The following is a 12806-nucleotide window of genomic DNA, read 5'->3' as shown; positions in this document are numbered from 1 at the left end:
ACGAAGAATGATTAAATATTTGTTTGGTCATACATATAGTAGAGGTGATGGGATGAGTGGTGAAATAAAAGTTGAGTCTAGTTTTGAGGAATTTCTCATCAAGAAGTATCTCGATGAGACCAAAGAAAAAGAGGACAAAAAACCAAATACAAATGCCGAAACGGAAAAATTTGTTTCGAGGGAGGAGATAGGGAAAATTCTTTCAGGGAGGGAGAACTAAATGTTAAGCGTTACAGAGTTCCAGAATTTAATTTCAAAAAAGCAACAGGAGTTAGAAAATGAGAGACTTAGCAAACTTCAGCAAAAACAAACTGAGCTTCAACAGCTGGAAGAAGAGCTCAGCAAAGTCCAGAAATACAGGCCTTTCGATCCGCAGAAAGACTGGTGCCCCTTCATGGATGCAATTGATGACGATAACAGCTTCTGCATGTTAGCAAGAAGAACGTTTGAGTTCTGGTGCGGGAAGATACAGGTCAAAGAAGGAAAACTGTACTGTCCTCTTTTGAAGAGATTTCTGGGGGATGCAGTAAAAGTTACAAAGGAGTACTCCGAGCTTGAAGCTAGAGTAAACGGAGTGAGAAAGGAGATAGAGAAGCTCAGCACTCCGGTTTCAGTTTCTATATGTGACATGATCAGCATAATAAAGAGCTCAGGATACATCGAAGATGGCGAATATACCGTTTATAGGATATCTAAATCCTTGGACATCCTTAACGCTAGGCTTGTGAAGTTCATTGAAAGATCGGGGATGTACGTCCATCTATTCGTGGATCAAAATGACAGAATAATTGCAATCGAAATGTATGAACACATAGGTTATGACGACGACTGGACATGGTCTTACTATCACCCAAGCGTGGATATCTCTAAGCTCAGAACAATGGAGGAAATAGAGCTTATCAGGGAGAGAAATTACATAAAACAGGTCATCTTGGACAAAGCGAAGGGGATGAAACCTATAATAAACCCAGAGAAGCTAAGAAAGTGGGAGGGAGATCCAGAGATAGAGCAAGTTGCAAAGGCGAACTTTGGCATGTCTGTCGAAGAGCTTGCCCTTCAAATAGAGAAAGAAGTGGAAGAAGAAAAAAGAAGGAGGGAGGAAGAGAAGAGAAAAGAGGAGGAGAAAAAGAAGGAGAAAGAAGGAAGAATAAAGAAAGCGTTCATGAACATGAAGTTCGTTGAAGTGAAGAGCAATGGTTTCAAAATAACAGTAAGGGCTGTCAGGTATGTGGACAAGGAACTGTTCGGTCAATTTGTAGCAACTGCAAAACAACTGGGTCTGAAATATGATTACAAATCAAAGGAATGGTACACTTTTCTCGGGTGACCAAGATGAGGGATCTCTGTTGTTTTGGTCTGTCCTCCCAGACCCGACCGGTTCGAAAGAGCCGGCGGGGGGAGTCGTAAAAACCTGAGGGAGGGGAAGTATGAGCGAGAAAATAAGGAAAGAGATGAAGAAGGAACTCACTCTGGAGGACTGGGAGACACTCCCTCCAGAGAAATGGGGGATATACCAAAAAGATGACTTAGTGTTCATATACGTCAATTCGAGCAGGATCTTCTTGGATCTAAAGAGAAACATAGCTAAGATGGAGAAGGTTATCAGCGAATATAGCTGGCTCTACACCAAATTATTCCTTCCCGATGAGGTGATACCATGCCTGAAAGGATTCATACAAGTTCTTGAATTCCTCTCGGAGAAGGGCTGGAAAAATGAGTTTGCTGAAGTATACATGGTGCTCTTCGATATCCTTATGTTGTATGAAGAATCGTGAGGTGATATAATGCCAAGGAGTGCAATCCCGCCAGAAAAGAGGAAAATATCAGTTAATCTCTCTATTGATATAGATCTCCTCAATCTATTGGATAAGTACATTGAGGAAGTGAGAAAAGAAGATCCTAGAGTATCAAGGAGCAAAGTGATAGGCGAAGCACTCAGGGAATACCTCCAGAAACACGGAATATCTATGGAGGGATAGCATGACCTTTGATGAGCTACAGGCTAAGGCTACAAAAAAGCACAACTGCAAGGTCAAGTTCTTGGCGTTCAGGAATGGGGATCACCTGTCAGTGGATCTGTGGTTTCATCCTAAAGAGGAAAAAGGGAGGGAGGATCTATGATATACATATTTGTAGAAGTACGCTTCGGTTTCTCTATGAACAGGAATGTGCAAAACGACACAAGAAGGTATTTAATGGGATTAAAGAGTCCAAAAGTGCCGGAGAAGGTGAATGAAGCTGTGGGATGGCCTGCACTCCATCCCATCACTTTCGGGTATATCAAGGAAAAAGGAGTAAGAAAAGGTGCAGGTTACAACAGAGCTAGGGGAGCGGTGGTGATCTACCTCTATGGAGGGAGGGATGCAATGCTGGATCGGACAATTAGGGAGCTGGATGCTGTGCTCTCCAGTCTTAAGACAAAAGACCATTTAAAATGGTACTCATACAGCATTTATGTGGGAGAGGACATTGTTGAAAGAACTTATCCATACGAGCCAATTGCCCAAATATAAAATAAAAAAAGGAAAAAAGGAGAATCTAGGACTCCTGCTACCATATTATCTCAAAGTTTCTTTCTATGAATTTGATTATCTCTTTATTTTCCTCTTTGAAATCCTTTCCCCATGGATCATATATGCCCTGCTCTTCTTTTGCCTTTAGCTCCATATATCTTCCAGCTAGTGCTTTTGCCAGATTTAGGGGGATGCCAAACTGGTTGGATATTGCCTTTCCGACAATGTCCTCGAATTCATCTTCTCTTACAGGAGTCCTATCTACTACCAGATCCGATATTCTTCCCATTTCATCACCTTTTTTCTTTTCTCTTCTCCCGATGCCTTTCAGCACCGAGATGCATCACTATATATGGCTAAACATATATTTAATCATTCCTATTCAGCTGACGATCAGTTTTTATTTTTACAAGTGAATTTCACTAGGCATATAACGAAGTTTTCTATAAAACCATTACTCTTTTGCCTCCTCTATCTCCAGAGATCTTCCAATTGAGATAGCAGTCCTTATCAGTGTCTTTTCAGCAACAGTACTCTGGACATAATTGTATATTGTCACGGGGGATTTTCTCCCCTGCATCCTTGCTACTTCCTCAGGAGACCTTCCCATCTCCGCCACATAATATGAGGTAGCTGCATGTCTGCCTGTGTGGGTGTTCACACCGAATGTCTTCCGAGCAAACATGGAAATCAGAGCGACATACATCCTGTCCACATATTTTCTTATTATCTCTAAATCCGATTCTTTTATCTCAGGAGGGAGAACCATCATCCTCTTCGGTTCAGGGAGCTGTATTACTTCACCAGTCTCCTTGTTCACCTTCTTGGTTCTCGCTTTCTCGACCCTTACATATACAACTTTCACCTTCTGTATTTCCCCAGAAGCTCCCTTTGCAGTTATCTCCTTGACATCTTCCCCTTTTGCAAACTTCTTCATAGCCTCTATTGCCTCTCCCACCCTGCTAGCGTTAATCAATTGTAGGAGGAGTATGGCTGTCTTTGTAAACTTCAGTGCGTATGTCTCCCCTTTTTCCTTCCCCAGCTCCCTTATCCTCTTCCTGAACTTCCTCATTGCTGTTGAGTATGTTTTATACAATTTTACGAAATCGACTCCCATATCCCAAGTTCCAGGTCTCTTCCTCGTCTCCAGCTTGGGCATGTGGGTTTAACATATGGCAGATAAGTTAAACCTTTCGGACAGGGAGGTTTAACATACACTGAAAAAAGAGATAGTAAGTTAAACCTATTGTTTCACGGAACCTATACTTCCATAGGGAGGTTGTTAGTATTTCCTCGATTTCTCCCTTAATAGATCCTCTACTACCGGCATCTGTGTCCTGAGAGTCTCGAAAAGCTTCAAGATATCTGATTCCGTGAAGGCTCCCACGTTCTCGCAAGATAGAGTGAAATGTCCCTCTGCATCTTGTTCTATATGACAATTATGCTCTAGTTTCTTATCTATCTCGTGCTTAGTATCCTCCCAAGTCTGCCAAAATCCTGGAGAGGATGATACTAAGTCAGCAATTTCCTCAGGTACGTACTTCTCCATCCAAATATGAGTGTTATACCGTCCGTATGAAAGCTTATGAACGATCCTTCCGTCATCAAAGTAAAATCTAAAAACTGGTTCGGCTAAGATAGCTCTAAAGGGCTCAGCTTCCTCCTCGAGCTTCTTCATAAACCCTGCTATCCTGCGAACTGCCTTCCTGTTCAAGTTTCTGGGTATATAGCACCCGTTCCAGCGAGGCCTCCCTCCCATTGACTCACAAAATTCCTCAAAACGAGTACGAAGCCTTTGATTAGCCTCGAATGAGGTAACCATACTTCTCCCTCATTCTCCTTTTTGATGCTCAAGAATTTAAAGCCTTATTACAGATATATAAAATAAAATCTTTTTATCCTGAAAAGTAGGATACTGAGGGATTATGAGAAGCGAAGATCTATCTCGTTTGGTGGGAGGCAAATGCGAGGAATCTAGTGGTAAGTTTGAATTCTGGCCTGATATCAAAAAAGCAACATGTAGATTAGACTCAACAGAAGGTCTTCCCGAGCTTATAGATTTTATCAGGAAAATAGAACTTCCTGATGATATGGAGGAAAAGGTACTTAGCGTTGAAGCTAGGTTCAGAACAAAGCCAAAGGAGAAATTTGAATCCCTCCTTAGTGAGATGAGGTGATATGATGAGGAGAAAGGAAATAGAATCTCTGTTCTCAAGGAAGTGCTGGGATCTCGGAGGAGAGGTTTATATGTCTCTGGATGGTCTTACATGTCACTTAGACTCAATAAAGAAAGGCAGGGAGATGATGCGGTTCATTGAAAAGCTGGATGCTCCAGATGACGAGCATAAGATAATAGGAGGGGTCAAGATAAAAACTGAAAGCGGTCTGATCGAACTCAGTAAGGTTCAGTGGAGAAACGAGAATTTCTCAAGATATATAGGAAAGATAGTGTCGAGGGATTCCCTCCCATTCCAAGCAAAGAAGATGTTAGTAGCAGAGGAAAAAGCAGTTAAGCTGGAAAGAGTATTGAAGGAGATCCTGCCGAAGGAATACAGGGATGTCTATGCAGAAGGAAACGGGAACGAGAACGAGACATATATAGATCTGTTTTTCGACACTCCTAAGAATTATGGTATAGATCCCATTTTCGAGAGGATAGTCGAGGTAGCTGAGGACTTCTGGAGCAGGATAGCAGACCTGAAGATGACACAAGTAGGGGAGAAGACATTTCTTGAGATCTGAGCATTTCGATGGGATTATAAAAAGAATTTATCTAAGCAATTGCTTAGGTAGATTGTTTGGGAGAAGACTTAAGCTTCATACTTATATAACAAAAGGTTAAATTCCTCAGAATCAAGAAGAGGTATGAGATATACTCCTCAAGAGATTTTTGAGGCACATGAAAAGATCCGAAAGAAGTTCGAGGGATTCTGCAAATCAATAGGCGGGGAATATTGGGAATGGGGGGGATTGCCACATCCCTACAACACTAAGCAGGAGGACTATTCGTAATATAAGTAAATTTATGGAGAAAATTGACGGGATTTTAGATTCTTCTTTAAGAACGGGAGGGTTCAATACGATCTCCCAAGCGGGAATTCCCCCAGCCATATATCCTTGATTAAGAAACTCCCAGAAAGTCTTATAACCTCATTAACTCAGTTTCCAGGCTCAAATTGGACTTGGGTACAGGTAAAGGATGAAATAGAGAAAAAGTTAGATCCAAATTGCTTCTTAACAGATGATTTCAGTCTGGTTTGCCGTGCTGACTCTTCCTTCCCGATGATAGATATCCTGAAGCTTTTCGAGACCCTCAGGACACAGATGCTGGTAGTAGAGGATCTGATAAAAAAGAAGTATGAAAGCATGAGTTTCCTCAGGAAGGCAGGCAAGGGTCTAGAGAGAACACGGGTAGAAGTATAGGTTCCGTGAAACAATAGGTTAATAGGTTTAACTTACACTGAAAAAAGAGATAGTAAGTTAAACCTCCCTGTCCGAAAGGTTTAACTTATCCTCTATAAGTTAAACGTCCAAGAATCGTAATCTGGAAATCCTTCTTTATTTACAAAAGTATAAAGCATAACCATTTTATTCTGACGAGGCTTTATCCAGTATGCTGGATCTCTCATCCTGTGTCGAGGAAGTATCGATGAAGCTTAGGAGGAAAGCTCAAGAAGACGAGGCAACTAGAGAAGCAATAGAGAGAGAAGGATTGGAGAAGATAGCTAAAAATGCCTGTCTTCTAATAGAAGGAGCAAAGAAGTGGGAGGAAACCACATCTGAGTTCAAGAGGAGAGGACTATACACAGAGGGGGATGCTAGACCGCTGAACTCCGTGATCCTAGCGAAGGAAGGGACAATAGAGATGACTGTCGGCTCATCCCCAGGACATAGAACCAGAGTTAATCTGAACAAGATGGAGCTCAGGTACTATGATTCAGACAGAGATGTGAACTGGGTAATGAGAAAGCTGTTTGAAGATGTAGGAGCTAAGTGCGAGGACGATGATGAGGGAGTCTTCTGCGATATCTCAGGGTTATCAGAGGAGGATATAATCAACAGGCTGTTTCCGAGGATAGCAGCTGCTACATCGATGGACATAAGGATGAACAATAGAGGGGAAGACTGGAAGGAGAGCGAGCCTGAGATATTCGATAAATGCAGTGATCTATCCGAAAGGGAGGACTTCGAGCTATGTGCTGTTAGAGAGCTTCTGAAGAAGATGGGGTCATACTGATGAATGAAAAAGAGGCAAGAGAGGTATTTTCAAGGAAGTGCGAGGAACTAGGAGGATACTTGGAAGGCTCATCATACGAGAGAACATTTACCTGTAGACTAAGATCAATGGAGAGCGGAAGGAAGATGATGGAGTTTATTAGAGATTTGGATATCCCCGATGATATGGATGTGGGAGTACGTATTGATGCTGATAAAAGGGTTCTCGTCTTCAAGAAGGAGAATCTGAAGAAAAGTCCATATACGGAACATACCTTCAGGATCTGGATAGAAGAGACTCCAAGCCCTCTTGATAGGGCAACGAGCACCATGATTAAGAAGGAAGCTCTAAAGCTGGAGAGCGAAATGAAGAAGAAGCTTCCTGAGAACACATCTATCTATGTTATTCCTTCCAACGACATAGGTTTCTCCATTGTCAAGGTATCCCTGCTCTCGCCTAAGGGACATGATGTAGCTCCCATCATTGAAGAGATGATCGATAGGATCGAGAAGCTTTGGAATAAAATAGAGAGAGGAGAAGGAATGGAAAGAGTTGGGGAAAGGTCTTTTATAGAGATATAGGAGTGTTAGATATGAATGAAAAAGATGTGGTAGGTATATTCAAAAGGAAGTGTGAGGAACTCCCCCATTTTCATATTGTTTTTCCATTCTGGCAAGTATCTCCACTATTTCAGCTTCCCTCATGGCTATCTACTATTTCGGCCTCTCTCTCTTTAATAACTTTGCTGACCAAGAGAGGATCTACTACCAGCCGGCACGCACTCCCTCCTCTTCCTCTTCCCTTCATGGTCAATATCAGACCCTGAGCTTGGAGGTAGTTGAGCATGGAGAAGAATGTGGGCTTTGTCATCCTATTATTATACTTGGGGAATCTCCTCAAAAATTCCCTGAAGAGCTCCGCTGTCTTTATCTCCTTCGGAGGTATTAAGGAAAGAAGAGCTAGCTCCCTGTCCCTGAGCTTCCTCACAGAATCGAATATAATCGATTGTGCTGCCTTTTTTATCGCAAATGGGATGTAGTCCTCCATCCAGTTATCTCCCATGTACATCAGAGATCTTATAGCCACCCTAGCATCTCCAAAGTGATTTTCAGCTATCTCCTTAGCCATCTTCTCTATTATGGAAAGGGTGAATTTGTGAAGGCCTTTTTCAGCTCTGTCCTTCATTATGATAAACAACTCTTCTGAATGATACGGTCTGAAAGAGACATGTCTTGGAAGGAAGGAACTCTGTGTAGCTGGATCTAAGGAATCGAAGAAGTTCACATTCTGAGCAATAGTTATGAGGAAAGTCCTTGTCTCTCTTGTTGTTGTGAATATTATGTTGTGATCTCTGAGGAAATCGGCCTCATCCAGTATCAAGAATGAGTATTTATAGGAATTCATCTCCTCGAGGAACTTGTCCACTAAGAAGGGATCTCCCCACTTCTCACCTGTAACATAAGCATAGATCTTCTGTGATGTGGGATAGTCCCTGCATGAGACATAGAAGACCTTGCATTCATCTTCTTTTATATTTCCCTTATTCATCTGTGACTTCAGTATTGTGTTAAGGACATATTTAGTTGTAACAGTCTTCCCAGCTCCTTTTCCACCCTGTATGTTGAGGTGAGGTCTCAAACTTGATCCAATGTAGAATGCTATCGCTTCAATGAGATCCTCTGCCTCAGGCCTTAAATAAATGGAGTCCGGAACAAAGTCCAGGTCAAAAAATCTGGGATCTTTTATGTTCTTTCCGGCCGATATGAACTTATCGGCCTCATCTTCTATAAACTTCGTGAGATCCATATGCCACTAGGGAAAGTGAAAAATATAAAGATTGTAGCGAATGTTTACTAACATTTTATAGAAAGAGGGGACTATCATAGTAGAATAGAATATTCAGAAAAACACCCCCCCTTCATTTTACATTTCTCTCAGGGGACATATATGGAGTTGGAGTGGAAAGGATGTACTATAATATGAGAGTATATTTCTCTATTCCTCCTCTTCATCTCCTCTCTAGTTATTGCCTCCCTCCTGGAAATGTAAAATGAGGGGGGAGTGTTTCTCTAAATATTTTAGAGAAAAGAAAAAGTTAAGCAATTGCTTAGAAGTTCTTGCAGATCAGGTACCTCCAGTGGAGATCCTTAGCTCCAGGCTTCTTCCCCTTCTGGATCTTCTCCCCCTCTATACACTTCCATCTCTTATCATTAGTGAAGAGAGGCTTAACCATATTGTATAGGTTTGCCCTGCTGTTCGGGAGGTTCACTATGCACTTCCTCTTTGTCCTATCGCACCATTCCTTTATATCAGGATAGTAATTGTAATTCCAGTTTCTTCCAGGCTGTCTTCCAGGTATAACAGGAGCTACTTGAAATGGAGGATCAAACAAGAAGACGCAGTCAGCCGGAGCTTCATTGACAGTCTTCTTCCAGTCCTGAACCTTGAGTATAGCTTTTAGATTTTTATGATGTGTCTTAACCCACTCCAGAGGCTCTGGGTTTATATCTCCTATTATACATGTTGTAGCTTTTCCCTTTTGAGAATCACAGACCTCCTTAGCAACCCAGGCATGCCCACCAAAAGGCTCAACATAACAAACACCAGGAGGAACCATGTTTGCCGCAATATCTCGGATGTTCCTCATCCCGTTGTACATCTTGTCTTGATTGGGCATGCTGGATATACCAACTTTTCTTTAAAACTGTTTGCTTGACTTTTTTAGATCATAACATAAGTTCTTTCTCCTCTTTTTTCCACTCCTTCTTCAGGGTTCTCCATCAAATAATTCAGTTTATCGATTAATCTTCCCGTTGCATCAGCTATATCCTCAAGAGGCCCGACATCGATCTCCCTCTGGAAATCGCAATATACACTGAAATGAGGTTCATGAAAAGTGAAAGATCTGCACTCCCCCTTCATCCCAAGATCTCTCATCTCCTTTACATTACCTCCAAGCTTCTGGACTATCAGAGGTAGCAAAGATGGGTTCATCTTGCTGCTTATCTGCCTGTTCACCACAACTTCATGGACTGCTGTTGGCTCCTTGTTTATCGGTTCCCTTCCCAGCATCCTCTCAAGAGCATCAGCAAGGATCTCCTTGGAGGAAACAGTTATCCTGATGTAGTCGTAATACCTCCTTCCATGAAGCTTCAGTGCAATCGTTGTATCCTTTCCTCTGACGTAATCTCCAGCTTCTTTTATCAGATCTCTGACCTCAGATCCTTTTATCTCCGAGAGTTTCAAATGCTCGCATAGAAGAGAGCCTTCCTTCTCTCTGAACTCTCCTCCATGTCTCAAGCAGAACCCCTTGAAACTCTCCCTGAGCACGCTAAATAGATGAACCTTCTCTATTTAACTTTTCTACAAAAAGATTATGGACTATTTGTTTTCTCCTTGATGGAGAATCCAGCTGCCTTCATAAACTTCTCCAGAGATTCCACAAGCCTTGCCCCTTTCTCAGTTACATAATACCTCTTCTCCTTTTTCTCAATGAGCTCTGCTTTCACCATGTGTTTTATGATCATATCCATCCACTGGGATATGGACACAAGGCCCTCCGGATACGAGACAGCGATGGCTCTCAGGATCATCTTGGCTATGTCTGATCTCTTTGCCCCGTTATTTTCCTTTAAGAGCTTCTTCAGGACAACATACCTCACTATCGAGGTTCCAAGAAATCTCTCATATGTCTCGCTCATTCGACCACCTCTATTCTAAATCCGAATGCCTGAACAAACTTGTCGAGATCCTCCCTGAGCTTCTTCCCCTTCTCCGTTGGATACAGTTTATCTTCCTTCCTTTCCAAGAGCTTCGCATCTATCATATCCCTTATTATCTTCGTCGCATGTGCTACCACCTGTACTGGTTCATCTGGGTTTACCGATAGTCCTGATCCTACTACAAGATCTCCAACATCCATCAGGCTCATTCCTCCTTCTTTCTCCACCTTCTTCAGGATCAAATACCTCAGGACAGATGTCCCTAAGAACTTCCTCCTCTCGATCATAAGACTTTAATATCTGCATTACTTATAAACCTTGTTATCCAAACTGATATGGGTGCATTTAGTCTCTTCAGCACCTTTCTTTCATACTCTAAGCAATTGCTTGAAAGTGCTCACGCAGATTTATATATGGATCAATGGATACATGCATGGGGTGGAAATATGATCCGTGTGATTAAGACCATCTACCTTCCGGAGGATCTGTTTCATAAGATAGAAAATTACGCAAAAACAAGGAATCGGAGCTTCAATTCCACTGTTGTGGAACTGATAGAAAGAGGCCTAAAGCTTGAGGAATCTGGAGAAGAATGAGTGCCAAGGTGGATATGTGTGTATTTCTTTTACAAGGGTCTTCATGTTGATGAGAGGAACGGTTTGGGTTCTGTTATTGTTGTTGAGGCTGAAATGAGTTCTGACAACCTTAAGAAGCTTCTCTGTACTAAGGATTGCAACGCCCTCTTCATAGTTAAGGATTATAGTGTGAGCATCTGCATATTGAAGAGCTATAGAGATGTTGAGTCGTGCCCTTTTGAAGTGCTTCATCTAAGTGGTCGTAGTGCTATTCATCGAGTAGGAGAGCCCGTAGTGAAGGTAGAGTTTGAGATCCCTGTGACCCCTAAACTGATAGACACGATTTGCGAGATTAGGAGGCAGGGAAAGTTGCTGGGTCTAACGATACGCTATGAGCTTGATGTGCTTGTCATAAATAATGTGGTGTATCAGGTTCCTCCCACGTATAAACCTATAATAGTACCTCAAATAACTCTTACACCATTGATAGGGTATGTGTATAAGGTACTACCTGATGGGACTTCGCACCACGTCATGCCTTTTGACGACCATGAGGTGACACGGCTCTTGAAGGATCTTAAGTATGCCGAGTTCATAAGGTTTGAAGTCCCGATAAAACCTGTTCCTGAACCAGCAATAGAGGTTCTTCAGAAGGCTGTCAAGGAGTTGAAGGTCGCCGAAGAGCTTTTGTACAAATGTGACTACATAAAAACTCTGTATACCCTTAGAAACATAGTGCTGAACCACCTTACAGTAGAGGTTTGGAGAGGCAACCAGAAGGAGAGACACTTCAGAGAAGAGCTGAAGAACTATATACTCAATGTTGCACCCGAGATCTACAGATCCTTGTATGAGGAAGCGATTAAGGGAGTTGAGAACATCTTACGGGCTGTCCTGCACTACATGCACAGGTTTGTGCATAAAGACACGGGGGAGCTTATTAGCACGCCACTGAAGGAAGATGTAGAGTACTTATACACAACACTACTAGCGGTAGTCAAGTACTTGGTACAATTAACAACGCGGTGGGCTAAGCAGTCCTCTGAGGCTAAATCTTAGCCAGAAGATTTTGTGCTGTGCTTCAATATGGATTTGCAGCTGATTCTAACACCTGCAGTAATCATAGCCCTCTACCTCGCGTTTACATATATAGTTGCTGAAAGCTATCACTACTATTTGCGGAAGCCTTACCATAAAGGGCCTCGCATACTATTTGGGCTCGCCTTAATCATGCTGGCTGTTATGGTAGAGTGTGTTGTTCTTTATTTGTGGTACGTGCTGTGGAGCGTCTTGAGCTTCGCAACTTTCGCCATTATTGGCGGTATTGTAATACTCGCTTCCCTACTTGCTCTTAATTACTTGCATGGGCCTAAATGTAGCGGAGCAAGGTGGGTCACCATCGATAACCGGACTGTTATTGAATGCGTTAATGGGCCTGTCAATGCGTGGCTTAGCGAAAAAGGTGTTGTTATAGGCGATAGGTTGCGGGGGGTTCTCAGTCGTGAGGAGCTGAATGCTATATGCTACCATGAGGAAGGCCACGGAGGAGGTCTTTACGTACTTCTCATTCGTTTCTTCTCTGTCTTCATCATTGTGTTCTGGTGGCTCTCAATAGCAACTCTCTTTGCAGTAGATTTGCTTCAAAGGCTAGGTGTTTTCAGAGTGCTAGAAGATCTAGTGCGGGCTTTGGTTGGCTGTGCTATACCTACTGGCTGGCTTCTCGCCCTAGTGGTAATGATGTGGATGTGGATTTATGAGCATGAGGCAGACCTCTACAGTG

At 42.4% G+C, this 12806-nt stretch carries 22 protein-coding genes; 14 read left to right on the top strand and 8 right to left on the bottom strand.

Features of this window, described 5'->3' with window-relative positions; translation table 11 throughout:
• The 6 genes from D6D85_RS16550 to D6D85_RS14020 all read left to right on the top strand — a co-directional run.
• Positions 1–220: hypothetical protein (locus D6D85_RS16550; RefSeq protein WP_237558864.1), on the top strand; the 220-nt coding region annotated here is incomplete at its 5' end.
• A complete protein-coding gene (locus D6D85_RS14035) occupies positions 221–1327 on the top strand; it encodes a hypothetical protein (RefSeq protein ID WP_125672665.1) in 1107 nt (368 codons plus the stop codon).
• A gap of 100 nt (positions 1328–1427) precedes the next feature.
• The gene (locus tag D6D85_RS14030; protein ID WP_125672664.1) at positions 1428–1775 is read left to right on the top strand and encodes a hypothetical protein; all 348 of its coding nucleotides are present in this window, start codon (positions 1428–1430) and stop codon (positions 1773–1775) included.
• 9 nt (positions 1776–1784) lie between these two features.
• Positions 1785–1979: a ribbon-helix-helix domain-containing protein gene (locus D6D85_RS14025; RefSeq protein WP_125672663.1), complete on the top strand. Its 195-nt coding sequence runs from the start codon at positions 1785–1787 to the stop codon at positions 1977–1979.
• Position 1980: 1 nt separating this feature from the next.
• A complete protein-coding gene (locus tag D6D85_RS16545) occupies positions 1981–2121 on the top strand; it encodes a hypothetical protein (RefSeq protein WP_161969899.1) in 141 nt (46 codons plus the stop codon).
• Positions 2118–2513, top strand: coding sequence for a hypothetical protein (locus tag D6D85_RS14020; protein ID WP_125672662.1), 396 nt, complete (start codon positions 2118–2120; stop codon positions 2511–2513). The genes D6D85_RS16545 and D6D85_RS14020 overlap by 4 nt, the downstream gene beginning before the upstream one ends.
• 37 nt (positions 2514–2550) lie before the next feature.
• Here D6D85_RS14020 and D6D85_RS14015 read toward each other — a convergent pair whose 3' ends face one another.
• The 3 genes from D6D85_RS14015 to D6D85_RS14005 form a co-directional block, all read right to left on the bottom strand.
• The gene (locus D6D85_RS14015; RefSeq protein ID WP_125672661.1) at positions 2551–2802 is read right to left on the bottom strand and encodes a hypothetical protein; all 252 of its coding nucleotides are present in this window, start codon (positions 2800–2802) and stop codon (positions 2551–2553) included.
• A gap of 165 nt (positions 2803–2967) precedes the next feature.
• Positions 2968–3672 (bottom strand): hypothetical protein, encoded by a 705-nt coding sequence (locus D6D85_RS14010; RefSeq protein ID WP_125672660.1) that lies wholly within the window; start codon positions 3670–3672, stop codon positions 2968–2970.
• Positions 3673–3795: 123 nt separating this feature from the next.
• The gene (locus D6D85_RS14005) at positions 3796–4335 is read right to left on the bottom strand and encodes a hypothetical protein (RefSeq protein WP_125672659.1); all 540 of its coding nucleotides are present in this window, start codon (positions 4333–4335) and stop codon (positions 3796–3798) included.
• 103 nt (positions 4336–4438) lie between these two features.
• Here D6D85_RS14005 and D6D85_RS14000 point away from each other — a divergent pair, with 103 nt between their 5' ends.
• The 5 genes from D6D85_RS14000 to D6D85_RS13985 all read left to right on the top strand — a co-directional run bounded on the left by D6D85_RS14000 (position 4439) and on the right by D6D85_RS13985 (position 7310).
• Positions 4439–4690 carry a hypothetical protein gene (locus tag D6D85_RS14000; protein WP_125672658.1) on the top strand — a complete coding sequence of 84 codons (252 nt, stop codon included), beginning with the start codon at positions 4439–4441 and terminating at the stop codon, positions 4688–4690.
• 4 nt (positions 4691–4694) lie between these two features.
• Positions 4695–5255 carry a hypothetical protein gene (locus D6D85_RS13995; protein WP_125672657.1) on the top strand — a complete coding sequence of 187 codons (561 nt, stop codon included), beginning with the start codon at positions 4695–4697 and terminating at the stop codon, positions 5253–5255.
• A gap of 540 nt (positions 5256–5795) precedes the next feature.
• Entirely contained in the window at positions 5796–5936 is a 141-nt protein-coding gene (locus D6D85_RS16540) for a hypothetical protein (RefSeq protein WP_161969898.1), read from the top strand.
• A gap of 190 nt (positions 5937–6126) precedes the next feature.
• Positions 6127–6750 (top strand): hypothetical protein, encoded by a 624-nt coding sequence (locus D6D85_RS13990; RefSeq protein ID WP_125672656.1) that lies wholly within the window; start codon positions 6127–6129, stop codon positions 6748–6750.
• Complete coding sequence (locus D6D85_RS13985; protein ID WP_125672655.1) at positions 6750–7310, top strand: hypothetical protein; 561 nt, start codon at positions 6750–6752, stop codon at positions 7308–7310. The genes D6D85_RS13990 and D6D85_RS13985 overlap by 1 nt, the downstream gene beginning before the upstream one ends.
• Before the next feature lie 109 nt (positions 7311–7419).
• On the opposite strand, the gene D6D85_RS13980 is transcribed toward D6D85_RS13985, so the two are convergent.
• From D6D85_RS13980 to D6D85_RS13960, 5 genes are all read right to left on the bottom strand, one after another.
• Positions 7420–8535 carry a Cdc6/Cdc18 family protein gene (locus tag D6D85_RS13980; RefSeq protein WP_125672654.1) on the bottom strand — a complete coding sequence of 372 codons (1116 nt, stop codon included), beginning with the start codon at positions 8533–8535 and terminating at the stop codon, positions 7420–7422.
• 301 nt (positions 8536–8836) lie between these two features.
• Positions 8837–9406, bottom strand: coding sequence for a hypothetical protein (locus D6D85_RS13975; RefSeq protein ID WP_125672653.1), 570 nt, complete (start codon positions 9404–9406; stop codon positions 8837–8839).
• Between the two features lie 44 nt (positions 9407–9450).
• A complete protein-coding gene (locus D6D85_RS13970; protein ID WP_125672652.1) occupies positions 9451–10059 on the bottom strand; it encodes a hypothetical protein in 609 nt (202 codons plus the stop codon).
• A gap of 44 nt (positions 10060–10103) precedes the next feature.
• Positions 10104–10430 carry a winged helix-turn-helix domain-containing protein gene (locus D6D85_RS13965; RefSeq protein WP_125672651.1) on the bottom strand — a complete coding sequence of 109 codons (327 nt, stop codon included), beginning with the start codon at positions 10428–10430 and terminating at the stop codon, positions 10104–10106.
• On the bottom strand, positions 10427–10738 hold the full coding sequence (locus D6D85_RS13960) for a hypothetical protein (RefSeq protein ID WP_125672650.1): 312 nt from the start codon (positions 10736–10738) through the stop codon (positions 10427–10429). The genes D6D85_RS13965 and D6D85_RS13960 overlap by 4 nt, the downstream gene beginning before the upstream one ends.
• Positions 10739–10897: 159 nt before the next feature.
• Between D6D85_RS13960 and D6D85_RS16535 the strand changes: the two genes are divergently transcribed.
• The 3 genes from D6D85_RS16535 to D6D85_RS13950 all read left to right on the top strand — a co-directional run.
• The gene (locus D6D85_RS16535) at positions 10898–11047 is read left to right on the top strand and encodes a hypothetical protein (RefSeq protein WP_161969897.1); all 150 of its coding nucleotides are present in this window, start codon (positions 10898–10900) and stop codon (positions 11045–11047) included.
• A complete protein-coding gene (locus D6D85_RS13955) occupies positions 11048–12085 on the top strand; it encodes a hypothetical protein (protein ID WP_125672649.1) in 1038 nt (345 codons plus the stop codon). It abuts the gene before it with no gap.
• Between the two features lie 231 nt (positions 12086–12316).
• The coding region (locus D6D85_RS13950; protein ID WP_133308329.1) for a hypothetical protein at positions 12317–12806 on the top strand (490 nt) is incomplete at its 3' end.

Origin of the sequence: Candidatus Methanodesulfokora washburnensis (genome assembly GCF_003947435.1) — an archaeon.
In the GTDB taxonomy this organism is placed as follows: domain Archaea; phylum Korarchaeota; class Korarchaeia; order Korarchaeales; family Korarchaeaceae; genus Methanodesulfokora; species Methanodesulfokora washburnensis.
The sequence above is the reverse complement of the archived record's forward strand: the minus strand, read 5'-3'. Positions and strand labels throughout refer to the sequence as shown.